We start from the raw sequence: 18,527 nt of genomic DNA, 5'->3' as shown, positions 1-18,527 counted from the left end.
ACGATGAAAAACGGTAAATAATATTGTCCCGTTTATACGGGGCTTTATTCTTTCGGAGGCACAATGCTTTACCGTCTAGCCAGAACTGGCTTTTTCCAACTCGATGCCGAGAAGGCACATGATCTTGCAATCAAGAACTTCCAACGTTTTAACGGCACACCACTTGATCTCTTTTACCGCCAACAGTTACCAACTCGTCCAGTAGAGTGTATGGGGCTAACATTCCGTAACCCTGTTGGTCTTGCGGCTGGTTTAGATAAAAACGGCGAATGTATTGAAGCATTTGATGCCATGGGCTTTGGCTTTGTCGAAGTCGGCACTGTAACGCCACGACCACAACCAGGTAATGATAAACCACGCTTATTCCGTTTAGTGGAAGCAGAAGGGATCATCAACCGCATGGGCTTTAATAACCTAGGCGTTGATAATTTGATCGAGAATGTTAAACGAGCAAAATTCAATTGTGTTCTCGGAATTAATATCGGTAAAAATAAAGATACGCCAATTGAGAAAGGGGCAGAGGACTACCTGATTTGTATGGAAAAAGTGTATGAGTATGCTGGCTATATTGCAGTAAACATCTCATCGCCAAACACTCCAGGTCTTCGTTCACTTCAATATGGTGAAGCGCTTGATGAACTGCTTTCCGAATTAAAAGCGAAACAAGCGGAGTTATCAGAGAAGTACAACAAGTATGTCCCGTTAGCATTAAAGATTGCGCCAGATTTAAGCGACGATGAAATCTGCCAAATCTGCGATTCTTTATTGAAAAACAATATAGATGGTGTGATCGCGACTAACACAACTTTGGATCGCACGATCGTAGAAGGGATGAAACACGCCAATGAGGCAGGTGGCTTGAGTGGTCGCCCTGTGCAATCACGCTCTACGGAGGTCGTACGTAAGCTTCATGAAGAGCTTGGAGACAAACTTCCAATTATCGGTGTTGGTGGTGTAGATTCCTATGTTGCAGCCAAAGAAAAGATCATGGCAGGCGCTAAACTTGTTCAAGTCTACACTGGCTTTATTTACCACGGCCCAGGTCTCGTACGTGATATTGTTAAAAATCTTTAACATATACATCAAAAACTACTGAAAAATCAGTACCTGTTACATAAAAAAGAGGATTTTGTTTCCTCTTTTTTTTTATCCGTTCGTTTGTAGAATTTAAAAATCACGAGTAGGTAATTAAGCGTCTTACCTCTTTACCACTGATTTAACTAGTCAAGAGAGAACGGAATAATGCTTAAACCCAGCGACAAATGGAATTGGTATTTTGACGAGCAAAAAGCTTGCTTAATGCTGGATCTGGGGGAGGAAATGATTTTCCAAACCAATCTATCCCGAAAATTGTTGGTTAACTGTGCCTTCTCAAACAGTGAATTTACCGTTGATGACGCCAGCGCATTTCAAACGTTTAATGAGCGCATTCGCTGTCTCGATATCAGTGAATATCGCCAAGCTGAATTAACACTGTATTGTGTTGCTGCAAAGCGTTTTCATAAACCTGTACAGCCTAAGAGCTGGTTCTTCGATGCACAGTCCTCTGATTATGAACCTCAAGAAGGGGACATGGTCTTCCTCACAAATCAATATTCTGATGGTATGTTCATCGTTTTAGAACCAGGCGAAACATCGAGCTTATGTGCTTATGGTAACCAAGAAGCCTTTGTTCTTGATGGCAATAAGGCGCTTCAATTTGGGCAGCCGATTAAAGTAATGCATGATCGCATGGCTTGTGCAAACCACCTCTTTGCAATGACCCCTATGGCAATGGTGGGTTAAAGCGGTTTAATTTTTCTTTATTTCGTTCCTTTGTTTGCCTTAATCGACCTTATTGGGTCGATTTTTTTTGTCCTCTCCTCTGACACTCCAATCCGAAAGACCATGAAACTGTTTGTTTTCTATGCATGCAAACATGAAGCTGGTCACTTTTATTTTACTTATTTCAATTTGATTACTCCTTTAATTAGGCAACCTATCGCCTAAAACAACCCTATTTATTCCCCTATAAAGGGTATTTGTAAGTAATTTACATCAATCAACTTAGGCTGGTGTATACCAAAATGCATGTAAATAAGTATTCACTTCTTCTAAAGGAAACAAAATACGTTTATGAATGAAAAACATTCAAACTAAAGATGTTGAAAGTTTTAGATCATTTGAGTGGTGATGATTTGAACTAACGGGTGGGAAAATACCTTTAAAAACGAGGCATTGATCGTAAAGTCAGGTATAATTGAAGCCATTTTTTATCAGCGAAAGAACACTATGAATCAATATCTCGCGGTAACTTCAAATGGCATGGAAAATTTGCTTGTTGAAGAACTGACTAAACTAGGCATTGAAAATGCGAAACCAGTACAGGCAGGCGTAAAATTTAAAGCGACAAACGAACAGGTTTATCGCTGTTGTTTGTGGAGCCGTTTAGCGTCTCGATTTGTACGTGTTTTATCTGAGTTCACGTGTAACAACGACATGGACTTGTATCTATCCACTTCCACTATTAACTGGGTTAACCAATTTCATAGCTCTAAACGCTTTGTTGTGGACTTTAACGGCACAAACCGTGAGATTAGAAATAGCCAATACGGGGCTATGAAGGTCAAAGATGGCATCGTAGATTGCTTTGAGAATAAAGGCTTGCCACGTCCTAATATCAGCAAAGAACGCCCAGATATTCGTATTCACGTTCGTTTGCATAAAGATAAAGCGTTGCTTGGGATAGACATGGTAGGTAGTGGTCTTCATCAGCGTGGTTATCGACCAGAATCGGGTCGTGCGCCATTACGTGAAACGCTTGCTTCTGCGATTATCATGCGTTGTGGCTGGGATGGGCATCAACCATTACTCGATCCAATGTGTGGTTCTGGTACTTTGCTTATTGAAGCGGCAATGATGGCAGCCAACATGGCACCTGGCGTTAAGCGCAAACAATGGGGCTTCGAAGTTTTGGAAGACTTTGAACCGGAGACCTGGGCTGAGATTAAATCAGAGGCTAATGTTCAAGCTAGACGAGGTGTCAAGAAAGTTGACGCTAAGTTTTTTGGATTCGATAACGACCCCAAAGTATTAAAAGTTGCTCAAGAAAACGCCCGCAGAGCAGGTGTTGAAGAGTTGATTGAGTTTGCGCAAGGTGATGCTGCAACTATTACTCGTCCCGCAGGATTTGAACACGGTGTTATCGTTTCAAACCCACCTTACGGTGAGCGTCTAGGAACTGAGCCGGGGCTGATTGCGCTCTATACCGCATTCGGTGGACAGCTAAAATCTGAGTTTGGCGGATGTAAAGCATCTATCTTCTCTAGCTCAGACGAGCTCTTGAGTTGCCTTCGTATGCGCGCTGATAAACAGTTTAAATTGAACAATGGTGCGTTACCGTGTCACCAAAAGAACTACAGCATTGCCGAGCGCAGCGCTGATGAAGTTAAAGGTGCAGATACTAACGTTCAAATCGCACCAGACTTCTCAAACCGTTTGAAGAAAAACATTGGCAAGATTGGCAAGTGGGCGCGTAAAGAGAAACTAGACTGCTACCGTATCTACGATGCAGACCTTCCAGAATATAACGTAGCGATCGACGTGTACGGCGATCAAATTGTGATTCAAGAGTACGCAGCACCTAAGAACATCCCTGAAGAAAAAGCCAAGCGTCGTCTAACGGACATTATCCGTGCGACGATTCAGGTGACCGGTGTCGAAGCGAACAAAGTTGTACTGAAAGTTCGTGAGAAGCAGAAAGGTCGAAGCCAGTACCAAAAATTAGGTCAGGTATCAGAGACGCTCGAAGTAAACGAGTACGGTGTGAAGCTGATCGTGAACCTTCATGACTACCTAGACACAGGCCTGTTCTTGGATCATAAGATCACTCGTCGTCGTCTTGGCGAAATGGCACAGGGTAAAGATTTCCTTAACTTGTTTGCTTACACTGGTAGTGCAACAGTGCACGCTGCAGTTGGTGGTGCGCGTTCCACTACAACTGTCGATATGTCAAACACCTACTTGAACTGGGCGAAAGACAATATGCAGCTTAATGGCTGTGTAGGGCGCCAACATAAATATGAACAAGCGGACTGTTTGCAATGGCTAGAAAACGCAAAAGGTGAGTACGACTTGATCTTTATTGACCCACCTACGTTCTCTAACTCTAAGCGTATGGAAACATCATTCGATGTACAACGTGACCACATTAAGCTAATGAAGAACCTCAAACGTTTACTGAGAAGTGAAGGCACAATCGTATTTTCAAATAACAAACGTCACTTCAAGATGGATGAAGAATCACTCGCTGAATTGGGTTTGAAGGCTCAGAATATTTCTTCTCAAACGTTACCATTAGATTTTGCGCGTAATAAACAGATTCATAACTGTTGGCTAGTAACGCACGCGTAGTATAAACAAAAGGATTAATACGTGCTGATATTGTATAGCACGGAGGGATGCCATCTTTGTGAGATGGCATTTGCTCTAGTAGACCAAGTCGGTTTGGCCGAGCAAACAGATATCATCGATATTGCGTTCGATGATGTACTATTTTCTCGTTACGGCGTCACAATACCCGTCTTAAAATATCAAGATTCTGAGTTGAACTGGCCGTTTGACTTAGAACAACTCACACATTGGTTGGATAATAATGGCATTACTTACCATTCATAACGCACAACTTGCATTTGGTGACCACCCATTGCTAGATAAAGCGGAGTTCGCTCTTCAAGAAAACGAACGCGTTTGTTTAGTTGGTCGTAACGGAGCAGGTAAGTCCACGTTAATGAAAGTGCTTGCCGGCGACATTTTGTTGGATGATGGCAAGATTCAAATAACTCAAGACGTAGTAGTTTCTCGGCTTGAACAAGATCCACCGCGCAATCAAGAGGGTACGGTTTACGAATACGTATCTGGCGGTTTGGCTGAAATCGGCGAACAATTGAAGATCTATCACGATCTTCTCGATCTTGTTGCTCAAGACCCAAGTGAGAAGAACATTAACCGTTTGGCGAAAGTTCAAGAGCAACTTGATCATTCTAACGCTTGGCGCTTTGATGACCGTGTTAAGAACGTACTTGGCGCTTTAAAACTAAGCCCAGAAACCAAACTGACCGATCTATCCGGTGGCTGGCAACGTAAAGCTGCTTTAGCTCGTGCGCTGGTTTGTGATCCTGATGTATTGCTTCTTGATGAACCAACAAACCATCTCGATGTGACAACGATCGAATGGTTAGAGAACTTCTTAAAAGACTTCAAAGGCTCGATCATCTTTATTTCTCACGACCGTGCATTCATCAAGTCGATGGCGACACGCATCGTCGACTTAGATCGCGGTCAATTAGCTTCTTTCCCTGGTAATTACGAACAGTATTTAAATGACAAAGAAGAAATGCTTCGCGTCGAAGAAATGCAAAATGCTGAGTTCGATAAGAAACTAGCTCAGGAAGAAGTGTGGATTCGTCAAGGCATTAAAGCACGTCGTACTCGTAATGAAGGCCGTGTTCGAGCCCTTAAAAAGCTTCGTGAAGAGCGTCGTGACCGTCGTGAAGTTCAAGGTAAAGTTAACCTAAACATCGATGATGCTTCTCGTTCAGGTAAGATTGTATTTGAAGCAGAAAATGTATCTTTTGCTTACGAAGGCAAGACAATTGTCGACGACTTTAGCTTTAACATCATGCGTGGTGACCGTATTGCACTTATCGGACCAAATGGCTGCGGTAAGAGTACGGTACTTAAATTGCTACTAGGGCAATTGGAAGCGCAGTCTGGTCGTTTACACTGCGGAACAAAATTAGAAGTCGCGTACTTTGATCAGTACCGAGAGATTTTGGATCCAGAAAAGACAGTGATCGATAACTTAGCGGATGGGAAACAAGAAGTAATGGTTGGGGGACGTCAGCGTCATGCGCTGAGTTATCTTCAAGACTTCTTATTTGCACCTAAGCGCGCCAGAACCCCGGTTAAGGCACTTTCTGGTGGTGAGAAAAACCGATTATTGCTAGCCCGTATCTTGTTGAAACCAAACAACTTACTTATTCTTGATGAACCAACTAACGATTTGGATATCGAAACGTTGGAACTTTTAGAAGAAATGCTTGCCAATTATCAGGGTACATTATTGTTAGTGAGTCACGACCGTGAGTTCGTAGACAACACAGTAACAACCAGCTGGATTTTTGAGGGTAACGGTATAATCGAAGAGTTCGTTGGTGGTTATCATGATGCTAAACAGCAGCGTGACCAAGTTCTTGCTTCGCGCAGTCAGGTTGAAAAACCAACGAAGAAAGAGAAAGTGGTTGAGGAAACTCCCAAAACTACGCAACCTAAGAACAATTCGAAGAAGTTATCGTATAAGCTGCAAAGAGAATTAGAGGCTCTACCAGCTAAACTTGAACAATTAGAGTCGGATATCGAGAGCCTTCAGGAGCAAGTGAACGATCCAGAGTTCTTTGCTAAACCTGTAGAGCAAACTCAGCCGGTATTGGAACAGCTTGCTGCACTAGAGCAGGAGTTGGAAATCGCATTCGAGAGATGGGAAGAACTCGAAGCAATGCAACAGGATAGTTAAGAATTCAATGAATTGTAGTAATAAATTCAAATTGACCGCCATTGCAATGATGGTTGGTACCACAATGAACGCACAGGCGGCATTGTATCAAGTTGTTGAGGTTTCACCTCAGGATCATGGTTCAAACGGTGACTACCAAACGGCTTACGGGGTTGCAATTCAACAGGGCGATGCAGGTACAGATCCTTCAACAGGTTCACCTTTCGCTTTAGGCTGCTTTGATGCAGCAGCAAACTGCACGCCAGAGCAGTTTAAACTTGCAATGGAAACTCGCACTACGCCGATTTCAGCGACACAAGCCGTGGATGGGAACAGCTATCGTGAAGAAATCCCATTCGGATTAGACGCTGGCTTTTATTACATCCAAGAACTCAAAGACTTTGAGCGTTACTGTTACAACCAGCTTCGCTATTCCACCTGTGACTCATGGGCTTCAGTAAACTGGACGCCGTGGAATAAAGAACGTAGTAAAGACTTTACTTCTAATGCGTTAGCGTTCATAGAAGAAGATTCTGCTGCTTATAAAAATGAATATAACAATGTTATCAACCAGCTTACCGAGGGTGGTGCAGCTGTCGGTAATCAGAGTAAAGTTAGCACAGAAAATACTTCTACATTAGAAACACGAAATACCGTAGTTGCACCAGTAGAGCCAAATATTCTTACTGGCGATAGTGACGCAAGTGTTGTGCAAAGCCATGCTTGGAGCACAGACGGCATTTTTACTGTTGGCAGTGTTTCTCGAACAGCAAGCAATACCAATGGATCTCACCACACATCAAAAGCAGCGATTTGGGATAAAAGCGGAACCGTCAGTGAATTGGCTTGGCCTAGTGGCACATCTAAAGATGGAGAAAGGTTAGCTCAAGGGAGCATGCGTGACCTTGTCACTGATGGAACAACGGTCTATGGCGTAGGTTACAACACTTACAGTGATGATAACTACCTGAATGCGACTGTTTTTGTCGGAACTCTAGAAGCCGAAGGTAGCGTTGAAAACGCAACTTGGAAAAATAAAGTTGTTGTAGGAGCTAGACAGCGCGAAGGTGATGATACGGTTCATACAAACTCACGCTTAACCGACGTTAACTCTAATTTTGTTGCTATTGGTGAAGCGAAACGTTCGGGCGGATACTTAATGCCAACGGGCTCTGCTCCGAATCGTCTCTTTATCGTAGATGATGTTCGTAAGGATTCTATTAGCGCTTTTTACCCAACTACTGGCATTTTCTTTAGCGGTGCGGGCGGTAAGATGGGCGGTATCAACTCTTACAATGAAATCGTCGGGCAACTTGATGCAGAAACGACTCGTGAAGACGATGGCAAGCCACGTCGTAAGCGCGGTTTTATCTATCCATATAGCGTAGGTGGCGAGACTAGTGAACGTGCTGCAACATTATTCAATGGAAAAGCTTGGTTCCTAGACAGTTTGACTAACGGCGGTGATTACTCTGAACAAAACAATCAGTTCCGTATTATCGACGCAACTGATATCAATGATGCAGGTGTGATCTCTGGTACTGCTATGAAATGTGCAGGTGGTTATAGTACAACAGCAAACAATGCGACATGTAGCTCTGAAGAGCAAATTGTAGCAGTCAAACTAGTACCTATTGCTGACGCAACTAAGGACGACATCGTATCTCGAAGCATTGACTCAACGACGACAGAGCGTCAAGGTGCAGGCCTTGGTTGGTTAGCTTTGACCATGCTTGGATTGTTTGGGTTCCGTAGAAAATAGTTAAAAATCGTCAGTAATTTTTAAATCAAGCAGAGGCTCACACATTTGAGTCTCTGCTTTTTTTATGCCTTGAGAAATTGCCTACTTTGATCGATTCTTATAAGTGGAGTCATAAAAACTCCATCAAAGTTTCACAATAACAGCTGTACGTTAGTAAATGGACCTGTATGAGGAATTAACTATGAAGAGACAAAAGCGTGATCGCCTAGAACGAGCTCAATCTCAAGGCTACAAAGCTGGATTGAATGGAAGGTCTCAAGAGGCTTGCCCATATCAACAAGTTGATGCTCGGTCGTATTGGTTAGGTGGTTGGCGTGATGCCAGAGATGAAAGACAATCTGGTCTCTACAAATAAACTCTCCACATACAAAAAGAAGGATTCGAAAGGGCTCTACGGAGCCTTTTCTACATTATAGGGACATAGGGAAGTAGGTTAACACTCGATAACAAAAAGGCTCCTAACTAGGAGCCTTAATAAATCGATTAAAATCGTGATTAGAAGCTTGAAGTGTCTTGGAACAAGCCAACTTTCAAATCTTTTGCTACGTAGATTTCTTTGCCGTCCACACATACACGACCGTCAGCCAAACCCATCACAAGCTTACGGTTTACAACGCGTTTCATGTGGATTTCGTACGTCACTTTTTTCGCTGTTGGCAGGATCTGACCTGTAAACTTCACTTCGCCAACACCCAGAGCACGACCTTTTCCTTTGCCACCAACCCAGCCAAGGAAGAAACCAACAAGTTGCCACATCGCATCAAGGCCAAGACAACCCGGCATTACAGGGTCGCCAGGGAAGTGGCAGTCAAAGAACCACAAATCTGGAGTAATATCCAATTCCGCCAAGATCAAACCTTTACCAAAATCGCCTTCAGTCTCAGACATTTTAGTAACACGATCCATCATTAGCATGTTTGGCGCAGGAAGCTGAGGGTAACCAGGCCCAAACAGTTCGCCTTGGCTAGAAGCAAGTAGATCGTCACGGTTATAAGAATCACGTTTGTTTTGCATTATCAATTACTCCAATTTTTGATAGCTGCATCTTAGTGAACACGTGTACGCTAAACAACTCCGATCAGTACTAGACAAACCAGTTTTTGATGCGCTGCACAATTCCTTCTGGATGCTCATGTCTTTCAAAGTTTTCAATACGTTCCGCTATTTTGCCAATAATGCTATCGTCTTCACCTCTAAAAGGTTTATTCATTACAATCGGAATAGCTTCATCTACGGTAGAAACGGACCAAATATGGAACTCACCATTTTTAATGCTTTCTATTACATCTTTATGTAATGCAAGGTGTTTAAGGTTTGATTTTGGCATCACAACACCTTGATTTCCTGTAAAACCTTGATGTTTACAAACCTGATAAAAGCCTTCAATTTTTTCGTTCAAGCCACCGACGGCTTGCACTCGACCAAACTGATCAACAGCTCCTGTAACCGCAACTTGTTGATTAATTGGAGATTCAGATAAAGCACTCACCAAGCAACAAAGTTCTGCAAGAGATGCGCTGTCACCATCAACTTCACTATAAGACTGTTCAAATACGATGGAGGCTGAGTAAGGCAGTGGTTCATCCAGTTTCAGAGCAGAGCTCAAGAAAGCTTGCATAATCATCATGCCTTTTGCATGTAGATTGCCTCCAAGCTCAGCTTTGCGCTCAACATCGGAAACATCGCCATCACCAAAATGAATTACACAAGATATTCGTGCAGGCTCACCATAGCTGACAGGGTGCCCAGCCATATCAATAACGGTTAGGCCATTGATTTGACCAACTTGTTCCCCAGTTGTCTCAATGATGACTTGGCCATCTAAAATATCGTACACGGCACGCTGAGGAAGGTAAGATTCTCGGTAATACTTATCGTCAATCGCTTTATCTAACGACTTGTAATCTAATGCGTGGCCATCACTGAACTGGCTAGCAAGCGTTAGAAGTTGAGAGTGCCACATTACTCCTAAAGGCAGATAATGTTGATCTTCAGTAAATCTCATACCGGCTAGCAACAATCTTCTAAAACCACATTCAGTTAAGTGAGGCAGCTGATATTGAGAACATATCCAGTTCACTAAACCAAAGTAATCTGTCAAATTCTGCTCTGACAGATGAATATCTTCTTCAACTTCCGTATACATGGCAAAGCCAGAACAGAAGTCTTCATCGATGTATTCTAGCTCTGCTAACTGACTTCTTTCTCCTGTTACAATCAGTTTTACATCATAAGCTTTAGCTTGCGGTACTGAAGTAGGTAAACGAGTAGGGCTTAGGTTCAGTGGCTCGATAAGGTTTTGTTGAATTGCAGACTTTATATTTGGCCAAAGCCCTGGGTTAGCCAAAATTAGATTAGCCGGTACTATTAAGTAACCGTTATCTGCCTGTGAAATTAAACCAGGTTGGAAGGCAATATCACCACTTACATCAACACTGTAACGGTCAAATAAACGTTTGGCATCAAGTGATTCCGACAAAACTATCGCAGCGTTAGACTGGCTCTGAAGAGCTTTACTGATGAACTCTCTATATACAGAATTATCTACGCAGTTAATGAGTAGTACTCGCGTCAATCCGGAAATTTTTGAAAAACGAGATATCGTTGCCGACATTCTCGGTTGGAGCTCAGTAAAAGACTTCTTTGGTAACGAAGGTGCAGACTTTAAAAGTGCTTCGTACTGCTCAAGTGAAGGTGTTACGTCTTGCCAATTAAGTTGGTTCATTAAAATTCATCGTAATTCAATCTTGCCGACATTATAACGAAACGGACTATAACACCCTAGCACCAATTTGGTTTGCTCTCGGCATTCATCTCTCAATGAACAATACTTAGACAAATGAGTGATCAACATCGATACTTCTAAGAGTTTTATTTGCCCAAGTAAACCATCTGGGTTACGCTGTCACTAGGTTATGTTTATGGGTCGGAACAAATGAAATATCAGCAGCTTGAGAATCTAGAATGTGGGTGGAAATGGAAGTATCTCATCAAAAAATGGAAAGATGGTGAAGCGATTACCCGACATATTGATACAAGCGAAGCAGATGCAGCGGTCGCAGAACTAAAACGCCTTGAACACGAGCCTACACTTGTCTTGGCTTGGATAGAAAACCACATGTCAGAAGAGTTAGATAATAAACTCAAGCAGGCTATCCGAGCGAAACGGAAACGTCACTTCAATGCAGAGCAAGTCCATACAAAGAAGAAATCCATTGATTTAGATTACCGAGTTTGGGAAAAGCTTTCTAGTAGAGCGAATGAACTTGGTTGTACGTTATCTGACGCAATTGAATATTTGCTTTCCGAAGCGTCGAGAAGTGAAAAAGCGAGTCAAAAAGTTACCTCAATTAAAGAGGATTTGAGTAAATTGCTATCTAGCTAGGATAGGGAGTGCCAAATGTTATATGTAATCTTAATTGCAGCCATCGTGATCTTTTGGTTGATCGCAGTCGATAGGCCGGTGTTAAAAGTAAAGTTCGATAATGGCCATATTAGTAACGTAAAAGGGCATCTACCTCCTTCTTTCAAACACAACTTACAGGATATTAGTGAGCATAACCCGTTTACTGGTGAAATGAAGGTGTATAGCCAACGAACAGGAATGCGCTTAAGCTTTTCCAAAGGCATTCCCAAAAAAGTTCAACAGAGGATTCGTAACGTTTTTCCGCACCAGGGCTTCAAAGCAAACAAAGGCAAGAAGCGCGCTTAATTACATATCAGTTACTTCATCATGTTAAATGGGACGCAATGTGGCGTCCCATTTTCGTATCTATAGAAAAATTACTTATCATCGAACAATCAACAACATAAACGGACCAAAACGATGAGATACGTTGTAACTTTAATGATATTGATCTTTGCAAGTAATTCAGTTTTTGCTGACGATTCAGAAACGAACCTGTTGGCTAAAAAGATTAAGACTAAGCTTCAAAAGAAAGTAGACAATAAGTTTGATGGCTATCAAGGTTATTGTGAGGTCATGATAGAAATGGAGCACAAAAGTAAAAACGCAGTAATAAAAAGAGTAACCAGTAGTGGTGACCAAAAAGTGTGTAGATACGTTAAGTCCAACTTGAAGAAAGGAAAACGCTATCGTTACAAATACCCCGAAAAGTACATTCGCCTCCATATAACCACAGGCTTATAAATGTTTCAGAACGCCTTAATTAAGAGCGAGTGAACTGAGCTCGTGATTTTGGCAGATTTCGTTGCGGAGCGATTAGAACGTTTAGCTGATTTTTGCTGTTGTACGAGGCGAGTATGAAAGGCTTTTTTGTTTGGTAGCACTTAAGTTAGTAATCGTGATGCCATTGAATGGCAAATTCAGTGAGTTGGCCATCATCACCATACATAGATTAATTCAGGTACTTACGGAAGAGCACGCCAGTAAGTCGAGGACTACGCGCGCATCAATTTTCAATAAGAGATTTGATTTGCTTCGTAAGCATAACCACAAACCAAACTAGCGATTGCAAGTCCACAGGAACCTCGGTTAAAGCCTCAAAAGCCAACAATGTTGTTAATCTTAGGATGACATTTTAAAGTGTCTAAAACCGGACATTATTGCTTTGAGTTTACACTCTCCTCGGTGCGCATTATATGTGAAAGGGTTAATATAGGTTAGACGGGGGCGCCTGCTTGTAAAGCATTGATTAAGCGGGGATTGTTGTACTTATCATCTATCAAACCGAACACCAAATTTTGATCGTCTAGTTCCAGTAAGTCAGCGATTTTAAAGGCTATTTCCCAATCCATAGAACAGCTACCTGCGCGCCAGTGGGCTACGCGACTACGACCAACGCCAAGTTTCTGAGCTAGTTTGTAGTCTGAGCCCAGTTCGTACTTAGCTTTTACTCTGTCTAAAAGTATGTTTGTGTAGTTCATTTAGTAACTGTTTAAAAAAGAAACAAGATTGTTAAATTGTAGAGCATCTTACGTGCTATTTCAGTAGTTTAACTCGTTTGTACGTTTAAAATAATTCGTTTACGGTTGCCATGTTCAAAAAAGAGACAGCTTGCGGAGGCTATGAACATGGAACGTATAATCTCAAACCCAATTCACTTACCTTGCCCTGATATGGCAGGGTGTGCAAATCCAGACCCAATCAAAACGGCTAAATCACTGCGTAAAATCGCAGAGTTACGCGAGAAGTTCGCCGAGCAATTCCCTAAAAAGAAACAGACGTACATTCCTACACGGTTTCGTCAGGGGGTTGTAGCATGAATCTTAGTATCTGGAAATCGCGCCGCAATCAGCGCCAACTTGTTGCATCACAAGACAACGGAACTCATATCTACTTCGACAGTTTCGAACTTGAAACCGTTGAAGCCTCTCTTTGGCTTTACCAAGGGATGACGCTTGTCGCTTGCATCAAAGCACAAAACAACACCTTAACTGACATCACTACCACGGCTCAACGTATGGCGACGCTTGGCGCGCAAAATAACGGTGAGTCATTGGCTCAAGTTGAGGGGGCGTAATCATGAAAAAGTTAACCGCTCGTGAAGCCTTTTCTTACATGTGGGGCGCACGTCGCTCTAATAGCACTCCTGCGATTCACTATGCCTTTGGTCGTTTGGTCGAAACATTAGGCGCACCAGAAGCCACCGAACTTGCGCTTTATATTGATAGCCTTGAGTTTTATTCGTTCAATTTGCGCCGTTATAGTGAAGTGAATACAAACAGTCTATGCAATTTTGAATTCAATACCACCGCGTCAACGAGTGCAAGGGTATATAAATTATATCAGGCAATTAAGCGCAACAATGAGCGCGTTGCTGACCGTATCCGCAAGCAAGATGAAGCGCCCCAAGTGGGCGCGGATTCTTCCCTTTAATCAGGGGGATGCATGGACTTCGACACCAAAGCCATAGAAATCAAAATGGCGGGCAAGACGTTCGCCAATGATGCCATTCATCAAAGTGCCTTTTCACGCCGATTCTTCCCACGCTTACCCGCGATAGTTCGCAACGATGTGCGCCGTAAAGTAGAGGCGCGCACACAGCGCAAAAACGCCACACGTGAAAACGTGATTAAAACCGCCAAAGACGCGGTGAAATTTGGCCTGAAGTGCGCACACCATATCGAGAATCGTTACTCGTTTGTTGACAGTCGAAAGGGCGCGCATAGCGAGCCATTGACGCACAATATCTTGATGCGTGACGACGCGCTGACCAAGTTCGCGGAGAAGTACGCCGACCAATGCGCCGAGATTTTATCAAGCCTAAATGCCGAAGGTTACGCCTCTTTTGTTGAGGCGTTGGCCGCGGTTTATTCTGAGCAAAAAGCGTTACTTAAGACCATTCACATTAAGCCGCCTTACGTGAATTTCAACGCGAAAGACGTTGAAGTGTTAGAGCAAATGCTAACAGCCGCGGTACTCAAAATGCAGTCTGAAAAGTGGGTCGAACGTCGTTTGCTGCGTCTGCGTGGTGACTACATCGAGTACGCCCAAATCACCATGAGCCGTGTGGGTGACAAAGGCCATCAAAGCAAATACGTGTCAGAGATTTCCTTTAATAACTGGAAGCGCAAGCAGCGTGAATCCGAGAAGTACATGAAGTCGATGAGTGTGTACAACGAGGAAACAGGCGAGCACTTTCCATTAGAGGAAGTGGCGAAGCGCACCATTGCTAACCCTGAGAACCGCCGCATTGAAATGATGGTTCGCTCACGAGGTTTTGAAGAACTGGCCGACGAACTGGAATACACCGCGCTTTTCATTACGTGGACACTGCCAAGCCGTTATCACCGCAATTCTCCAAAGTGGGATGGCTCAAGCGTCAAAGACGGACACGCCGAGTTAATGCGTCAATGGTCACTTGCTCGCGCTAAGTTGGCAAAGTTAGAGATTGAATACTTTGGTTTTCGTGTAGCCGAGCCACACAAAGACGCAACCAGTCACGCGCACTATTTCTTGTTTTGCTCTCACAAAGACAAAGCCAACATCATTCGTATTCTACGCGGTGAGGCGATTGCGCCAGACCGTGAAGAACTGGGCGACGACATCACGCCACGTTTTGACGTAAAAGAAGCCGACCCAAGCAAGGGCGGCGCAACGGCGTACATTGCCAAGTACGTTTCGAAGAACATCAACGGTAAACACATGCCAGACACCGAAGCCGAGGAAAGCGCATTTAAAGTGCGCGCTTGGGCGTCGGTACACCGCATTCGCCAGTTTCAGCAATTTGGCGGTGAGCCTGTGTCTTTGTGGCGCAGTTTACGCCGAGCGACAGCCGAACAAACCCAGAAAGATGATCAGCTAGAAGAACTGAGACAAGCGGCAGACTCATCCAAATGGGCGCTGTTTTGTCAGTTAGCTAAGGGCGCGAAGTTGGCTTACAAAGAAAACAAAAACGACTACGGCGAGCCAATCAAAAAAATCATTGGTTTTGAGTGGTGCGGTCAAGTCATCGAAACCGCCAGCGAGTGCTATTCGCTCGTGCAAACGAAAGACGTAAAGCGTCTTTTAAAAAGTCGCGGAGCGACGTCTTGGAGCACTGAAAATAACTGTAACTCCCCACTCATTACGGAGTTGAAGAAGCTCACCGGATGGAGCTTTGAGGGAGTGAAATGCCTATTAGAGCCGTTGGCGAATGGGGCGACGGTTTCCATCGACCAATACTGCTCAATCAAATTACAAAACAACACATTACGACTGATTTAACCCGTTTGGGATATTGCTTGCGACAACGATTTCAGCAACTAGGTAAAAGGACAACCCAATGAGCACCATCGACAAAATCACCCAAGAAATGGAAGCCGAAGTGAAGCGCAGCAAGGGCGGCGTGTTTTGGCGTCTATTGCTGGTCTGGATGAAAGAAGTCAACAAACAGATTCAGAAAAAACCGAACACCGATGAAGAACTAGCCGAGGCTTAAACAATGGAAATGCTATCCCTTAAAGAATGTCAGCAAGCAATGGCCGCGCTCGATGCCGCCGACAAACTCAACGCCAGCGTGGAAAACGAACTGAGTCAGTTCAAAAACATGGACACCAACGCGATTATCAAGCGTGCAAGCAAGATGCTCATGACGGGTAACTTGTCGCTTGAAGCGTTTGGTTTGAATCCGACACTGTTCGACCAAATCGAGCAGCTCACCAAGCTCAATAACAAGGTGCGTGAAAAGTATCGTGGTTGTGTGCAAGACAACATTCAGCAATTGGAAAGTGTCGAGGCGACCGCCGATGAGTAAGCATCCAAACCCAATTCGTGGGCACGTTTCGTGCCCCGTTTGTCATACCGCTTCAACCGTGCATCGTGTCGGTGAGGGCAAGTTGATTGCCGAGGGTGAACCAACCAAAAACGGGCGCAACTTAGGGCTGCTGTATTACAAGTGCCCAAACTGTGGCAACAGCCCAATGAGCAAGAGCATTAACGCCTTTGTGGAATCCAACATGGTTGACTCGGTTGAACAACTGGAAGTGAGTGACGCTGTCACAATTGACGCCGAATTGCCAACGGTTGAGCCAGTGGTTGAAACCGTTGTAAGCATTGATACGCCTAGCGTTGAAGTCATTGAACAGGTTAACGCGCCAAGCGTTGAAACCGAGTCACCAACCGAACCCGAACTCGTAGCAATGTCCGTTAAAAAGCCGCCGTTTCCGGTGAAAAAAGTCTTAGCGGGGATTGCGTTTGTCGCCTTGTTGATTTGGGCAATCCGTCAACTGATGCCAACCAAACAGCCAACCGAACAGGGAGAGCCTATCAATGCAGGGTGAAATTGAAAACCAACCAGAGATGGACGATTGGGGCGACTTCTCCGCGGTTATCAGCGGATTGGAACAAACCGAAGTCAGCGAGTTAACCGACTTACCAACCGAAGCCGCCAACGACGACAGCAAACCCGCGGGTGAGATGTTTCAAGGCGCATTGTCGGTGTTGTTCACCATTGCCGAGCAAGCCACGACGATTATTTCCGGTGTGGATTTTGAGTTTGACGAAAAAGGCAAAGCGGCGGTGATTGATGCGGCGTTGCCAGTGCTTGAAAAGCATGGTGACACGGTCACGTCAATGTTCGGTAATTACATGGAAGAAGCGGTGCTTGGCTTGGCGGTGTTGTCGCTGGTCTACAGTGCCAAGAAAACCATGGCATACCAAAAAGAGCTATTAGCGATAGAGGAGGAAAAACAGCGTGAGCAAAAAGAAAAAGACGCCGCTTAAATTCCCCAATCCGGTCAACTCCAATCCGTCACACGATGCCGAGCATGTCATCTATGTGGCGGGCACGGGCGGGGGTAAAACCTCCGCCGTTAAGCACTTAGGTTTAGTGCCAAAAGCCGCGCAAGCGGTTTTTTTTGACCCTTACCGCAACTATGCGGGGGCGAAATTCCGCGGCCAACAATGCCTTGAAACCAGTTCTCGCGTGGCGTTCGTCAAAGCTTTGGTGATGGCACGTAAGCGCGGCAAGTCGTTCAAGTTGGCGTATATCCCTAAAGATGGGGCTTGCTCGGAAGAATTAGAGTTCTTCAGTGCCGCGGTGTGGGCGGTGGGCAATGGCGACGCTAAACAACTGCATGTGATCATCGAAGAGCTTGCAAGCTGCGTGGAGACGTCCGGCAAACTCAAAGGCAAAGCGGGCGAATTGTGGCGCGGTGGGCGTCAATATGGGCTTGTGCTGCATTCGATTTTCCAACGCGGGCAAGAAGTGCCCAAGACCGTCACCGAGCAATCGCCTGTGTGGTGGATTGGTGCGGTGAACTCGATGGCCGATGCACGATGGCTCGCGGATAAAAAAGGCTTGTGCGTCGATACCTTGGCGGGCTTGAAGTCAGCTAAGCACAACAAAGCCGCAATTGGTAAGCCGATTGCCGAATATCTATTGGTTCGTGATGGCATCGGCAATGTAGAAAAGTCCTCATTTAACTGTCTGACGGGCACCATTCACCGTTAATTTCAACGCTCATTCAACCTATAGGTTAACGACTTAACCTATAGGTTGCTCTCACTTCCAAGCCTGTCCGTTTCCCTGTTTCATGAAATCACTTTTTAACCGTGTACAACCGAAAGGGACAACATGAAACAGCAACACAAAAACCTACTGATGGCACTGATTATCACGCTCATCGTGATTGCCGCTATCAACAACATCAGCGTGCTGAACCCAGTGCGTGAAACTCTTAACGGCGAAAATGGGTGGTTCTAATGGAAGCACTAAAACAACCTTTTAACCCGCGTCCACGTGAGCTTGACCCTGTTGAGGGTGTGAACTGGGGCAACCAAGCCACCTT

Annotated in this window: 23 protein-coding genes; 20 read left to right on the top strand and 3 right to left on the bottom strand. The window is 44.3% G+C overall.

All coding sequences use genetic code 11. From position 1 onward, the window contains the following. The first annotated feature begins 63 nt into the window (after positions 1-63). The 7 genes from pyrD to rmf all read left to right on the top strand — a co-directional run bounded on the left by pyrD (position 64) and on the right by rmf (position 8,649). Entirely contained in the window at positions 64-1,074 is a 1,011-nt protein-coding gene (gene pyrD / locus L3V37_RS21840; protein ID WP_017634281.1) for a quinone-dependent dihydroorotate dehydrogenase, read from the top strand. A 168-nt stretch (positions 1,075-1,242) separates the two neighbouring features. Continuing rightward, a complete protein-coding gene (locus L3V37_RS21835) occupies positions 1,243-1,785 on the top strand; it encodes a cell division protein ZapC (RefSeq protein WP_237307103.1) in 543 nt (180 codons plus the stop codon). A 486-nt stretch (positions 1,786-2,271) separates the two neighbouring features. Beyond that, positions 2,272-4,392 carry a bifunctional 23S rRNA (guanine(2069)-N(7))-methyltransferase RlmK/23S rRNA (guanine(2445)-N(2))-methyltransferase RlmL gene (rlmKL, locus tag L3V37_RS21830; RefSeq protein ID WP_151514802.1) on the top strand — a complete coding sequence of 707 codons (2,121 nt, stop codon included), beginning with the start codon at positions 2,272-2,274 and terminating at the stop codon, positions 4,390-4,392. A gap of 21 nt (positions 4,393-4,413) precedes the next feature. Continuing rightward, positions 4,414-4,656 carry a glutaredoxin family protein gene (locus tag L3V37_RS21825; RefSeq protein WP_017821808.1) on the top strand — a complete coding sequence of 81 codons (243 nt, stop codon included), beginning with the start codon at positions 4,414-4,416 and terminating at the stop codon, positions 4,654-4,656. Continuing rightward, on the top strand, positions 4,634-6,553 hold the full coding sequence (locus L3V37_RS21820; RefSeq protein WP_005377449.1) for an ABC transporter ATP-binding protein: 1,920 nt from the start codon (positions 4,634-4,636) through the stop codon (positions 6,551-6,553). Before L3V37_RS21825 ends, L3V37_RS21820 begins: the two co-directional genes overlap by 23 nt. 7 nt (positions 6,554-6,560) lie before the next feature. Next, complete coding sequence (locus L3V37_RS21815) at positions 6,561-8,294, top strand: DUF3466 family protein (RefSeq protein ID WP_237307100.1); 1,734 nt, start codon at positions 6,561-6,563, stop codon at positions 8,292-8,294. Positions 8,295-8,475: 181 nt separating this feature from the next. Next, positions 8,476-8,649: a ribosome modulation factor gene (gene rmf, locus L3V37_RS21810; RefSeq protein ID WP_005377453.1), complete on the top strand. Its 174-nt coding sequence runs from the start codon at positions 8,476-8,478 to the stop codon at positions 8,647-8,649. A 140-nt stretch (positions 8,650-8,789) separates the two neighbouring features. Here the strand turns inward: rmf and fabA are convergent, their stop codons facing one another. Together fabA and L3V37_RS21800 are read right to left on the bottom strand one after the other, a co-directional pair. After that, on the bottom strand, positions 8,790-9,308 hold the full coding sequence (fabA, locus tag L3V37_RS21805; protein ID WP_005390081.1) for a bifunctional 3-hydroxydecanoyl-ACP dehydratase/trans-2-decenoyl-ACP isomerase: 519 nt from the start codon (positions 9,306-9,308) through the stop codon (positions 8,790-8,792). Between the two features lie 70 nt (positions 9,309-9,378). Continuing rightward, entirely contained in the window at positions 9,379-11,019 is a 1,641-nt protein-coding gene (locus L3V37_RS21800; RefSeq protein WP_213971244.1) for a Lon protease family protein, read from the bottom strand. Positions 11,020-11,229: 210 nt separating this feature from the next. Between L3V37_RS21800 and matP the strand changes: the two genes are divergently transcribed. The 3 genes from matP to L3V37_RS21785 all read left to right on the top strand — a co-directional run bounded on the left by matP (position 11,230) and on the right by L3V37_RS21785 (position 12,444). Further along, a complete protein-coding gene (gene matP, locus L3V37_RS21795; RefSeq protein WP_005396497.1) occupies positions 11,230-11,679 on the top strand; it encodes a macrodomain Ter protein MatP in 450 nt (149 codons plus the stop codon). A gap of 15 nt (positions 11,680-11,694) precedes the next feature. After that, the gene (locus tag L3V37_RS21790) at positions 11,695-12,006 is read left to right on the top strand and encodes a DUF3634 family protein (protein ID WP_005377468.1); all 312 of its coding nucleotides are present in this window, start codon (positions 11,695-11,697) and stop codon (positions 12,004-12,006) included. A gap of 114 nt (positions 12,007-12,120) precedes the next feature. Then, positions 12,121-12,444, top strand: coding sequence for a hypothetical protein (locus tag L3V37_RS21785; protein ID WP_237307099.1), 324 nt, complete (start codon positions 12,121-12,123; stop codon positions 12,442-12,444). A gap of 473 nt (positions 12,445-12,917) precedes the next feature. Here L3V37_RS21785 and L3V37_RS21780 read toward each other — a convergent pair whose 3' ends face one another. Further along, positions 12,918-13,181, bottom strand: a complete 264-nt coding sequence (locus L3V37_RS21780; RefSeq protein WP_005390085.1) for a helix-turn-helix transcriptional regulator — start codon at positions 13,179-13,181, stop codon at positions 12,918-12,920. Between the two features lie 147 nt (positions 13,182-13,328). On the opposite strand from L3V37_RS21780, the gene L3V37_RS21775 reads away from it, so the two are divergent. The 10 genes from L3V37_RS21775 to L3V37_RS24210 all read left to right on the top strand — a co-directional run bounded on the left by L3V37_RS21775 (position 13,329) and on the right by L3V37_RS24210 (position 18,442). Continuing rightward, positions 13,329-13,520 (top strand): hypothetical protein, encoded by a 192-nt coding sequence (locus tag L3V37_RS21775; protein ID WP_005455288.1) that lies wholly within the window; start codon positions 13,329-13,331, stop codon positions 13,518-13,520. Continuing rightward, on the top strand, positions 13,517-13,777 hold the full coding sequence (locus tag L3V37_RS21770) for a hypothetical protein (protein ID WP_025627686.1): 261 nt from the start codon (positions 13,517-13,519) through the stop codon (positions 13,775-13,777). Before L3V37_RS21775 ends, L3V37_RS21770 begins: the two co-directional genes overlap by 4 nt. 2 nt (positions 13,778-13,779) lie before the next feature. Beyond that, complete coding sequence (locus L3V37_RS21765) at positions 13,780-14,133, top strand: hypothetical protein (RefSeq protein WP_025627687.1); 354 nt, start codon at positions 13,780-13,782, stop codon at positions 14,131-14,133. Between the two features lie 12 nt (positions 14,134-14,145). Next, positions 14,146-15,963, top strand: coding sequence for a replication endonuclease (locus L3V37_RS21760; protein WP_237307096.1), 1,818 nt, complete (start codon positions 14,146-14,148; stop codon positions 15,961-15,963). Between the two features lie 58 nt (positions 15,964-16,021). Next, a complete protein-coding gene (locus L3V37_RS21755; protein WP_171822206.1) occupies positions 16,022-16,177 on the top strand; it encodes a hypothetical protein in 156 nt (51 codons plus the stop codon). Positions 16,178-16,180: 3 nt separating this feature from the next. Then, on the top strand, positions 16,181-16,492 hold the full coding sequence (locus L3V37_RS21750) for a hypothetical protein (RefSeq protein ID WP_237307094.1): 312 nt from the start codon (positions 16,181-16,183) through the stop codon (positions 16,490-16,492). Continuing rightward, positions 16,485-17,018 (top strand): hypothetical protein, encoded by a 534-nt coding sequence (locus L3V37_RS21745; protein ID WP_237307092.1) that lies wholly within the window; start codon positions 16,485-16,487, stop codon positions 17,016-17,018. Before L3V37_RS21750 ends, L3V37_RS21745 begins: the two co-directional genes overlap by 8 nt. Then, entirely contained in the window at positions 17,008-17,460 is a 453-nt protein-coding gene (locus L3V37_RS21740; RefSeq protein WP_237307090.1) for a hypothetical protein, read from the top strand. Before L3V37_RS21745 ends, L3V37_RS21740 begins: the two co-directional genes overlap by 11 nt. Next, on the top strand, positions 17,432-18,190 hold the full coding sequence (locus L3V37_RS21735) for a hypothetical protein (RefSeq protein ID WP_029865688.1): 759 nt from the start codon (positions 17,432-17,434) through the stop codon (positions 18,188-18,190). The genes L3V37_RS21740 and L3V37_RS21735 overlap by 29 nt, the downstream gene beginning before the upstream one ends. Positions 18,191-18,313: 123 nt before the next feature. Further along, positions 18,314-18,442 (top strand): hypothetical protein, encoded by a 129-nt coding sequence (locus L3V37_RS24210; RefSeq protein ID WP_005457441.1) that lies wholly within the window; start codon positions 18,314-18,316, stop codon positions 18,440-18,442. Positions 18,443-18,527 lie beyond the last annotated feature (85 nt).

The sequence above is a fragment of the Vibrio sp. D54 genome (assembly GCF_021728075.1).
Taxonomy (GTDB): Bacteria; Pseudomonadota; Gammaproteobacteria; order Enterobacterales; family Vibrionaceae; genus Vibrio; species Vibrio alginolyticus.
The sequence above is the reverse complement of the archived record's forward strand: the minus strand, read 5'-3'. Positions and strand labels throughout refer to the sequence as shown.

What these genes read in the sequence shown, in the direction of transcription:
- pyrD (WP_017634281.1), top strand. Translation starts at nt 64, where the DNA reads ATGCTTTACCGTCTAGCCAGAACTGGCTTTTTCCAACTCGATGCCGAG.
- L3V37_RS21835 (WP_237307103.1), top strand. Translation starts at nt 1,243, where the DNA reads ATGCTTAAACCCAGCGACAAATGGAATTGGTATTTTGACGAGCAAAAA.
- rlmKL (WP_151514802.1), top strand. Translation starts at nt 2,272, where the DNA reads ATGAATCAATATCTCGCGGTAACTTCAAATGGCATGGAAAATTTGCTT.
- L3V37_RS21820 (WP_005377449.1), top strand. Translation starts at nt 4,634, where the DNA reads ATGGCATTACTTACCATTCATAACGCACAACTTGCATTTGGTGACCAC.
- L3V37_RS21815 (WP_237307100.1), top strand. Translation starts at nt 6,561, where the DNA reads ATGAATTGTAGTAATAAATTCAAATTGACCGCCATTGCAATGATGGTT.
- rmf (WP_005377453.1), top strand. Translation starts at nt 8,476, where the DNA reads ATGAAGAGACAAAAGCGTGATCGCCTAGAACGAGCTCAATCTCAAGGC.
- fabA (WP_005390081.1), bottom strand. Translation starts at nt 9,308, where the DNA reads ATGCAAAACAAACGTGATTCTTATAACCGTGACGATCTACTTGCTTCT.
- L3V37_RS21800 (WP_213971244.1), bottom strand. Translation starts at nt 11,019, where the DNA reads ATGAACCAACTTAATTGGCAAGACGTAACACCTTCACTTGAGCAGTAC.
- matP (WP_005396497.1), top strand. Translation starts at nt 11,230, where the DNA reads ATGAAATATCAGCAGCTTGAGAATCTAGAATGTGGGTGGAAATGGAAG.
- L3V37_RS21790 (WP_005377468.1), top strand. Translation starts at nt 11,695, where the DNA reads ATGTTATATGTAATCTTAATTGCAGCCATCGTGATCTTTTGGTTGATC.
- L3V37_RS21785 (WP_237307099.1), top strand. Translation starts at nt 12,121, where the DNA reads ATGAGATACGTTGTAACTTTAATGATATTGATCTTTGCAAGTAATTCA.
- L3V37_RS21780 (WP_005390085.1), bottom strand. Translation starts at nt 13,181, where the DNA reads ATGAACTACACAAACATACTTTTAGACAGAGTAAAAGCTAAGTACGAA.
- L3V37_RS21775 (WP_005455288.1), top strand. Translation starts at nt 13,329, where the DNA reads ATGGAACGTATAATCTCAAACCCAATTCACTTACCTTGCCCTGATATG.
- L3V37_RS21770 (WP_025627686.1), top strand. Translation starts at nt 13,517, where the DNA reads ATGAATCTTAGTATCTGGAAATCGCGCCGCAATCAGCGCCAACTTGTT.
- L3V37_RS21765 (WP_025627687.1), top strand. Translation starts at nt 13,780, where the DNA reads ATGAAAAAGTTAACCGCTCGTGAAGCCTTTTCTTACATGTGGGGCGCA.
- L3V37_RS21760 (WP_237307096.1), top strand. Translation starts at nt 14,146, where the DNA reads ATGGACTTCGACACCAAAGCCATAGAAATCAAAATGGCGGGCAAGACG.
- L3V37_RS21755 (WP_171822206.1), top strand. Translation starts at nt 16,022, where the DNA reads ATGAGCACCATCGACAAAATCACCCAAGAAATGGAAGCCGAAGTGAAG.
- L3V37_RS21750 (WP_237307094.1), top strand. Translation starts at nt 16,181, where the DNA reads ATGGAAATGCTATCCCTTAAAGAATGTCAGCAAGCAATGGCCGCGCTC.
- L3V37_RS21745 (WP_237307092.1), top strand. Translation starts at nt 16,485, where the DNA reads ATGAGTAAGCATCCAAACCCAATTCGTGGGCACGTTTCGTGCCCCGTT.
- L3V37_RS21740 (WP_237307090.1), top strand. Translation starts at nt 17,008, where the DNA reads ATGCAGGGTGAAATTGAAAACCAACCAGAGATGGACGATTGGGGCGAC.
- L3V37_RS24210 (WP_005457441.1), top strand. Translation starts at nt 18,314, where the DNA reads ATGAAACAGCAACACAAAAACCTACTGATGGCACTGATTATCACGCTC.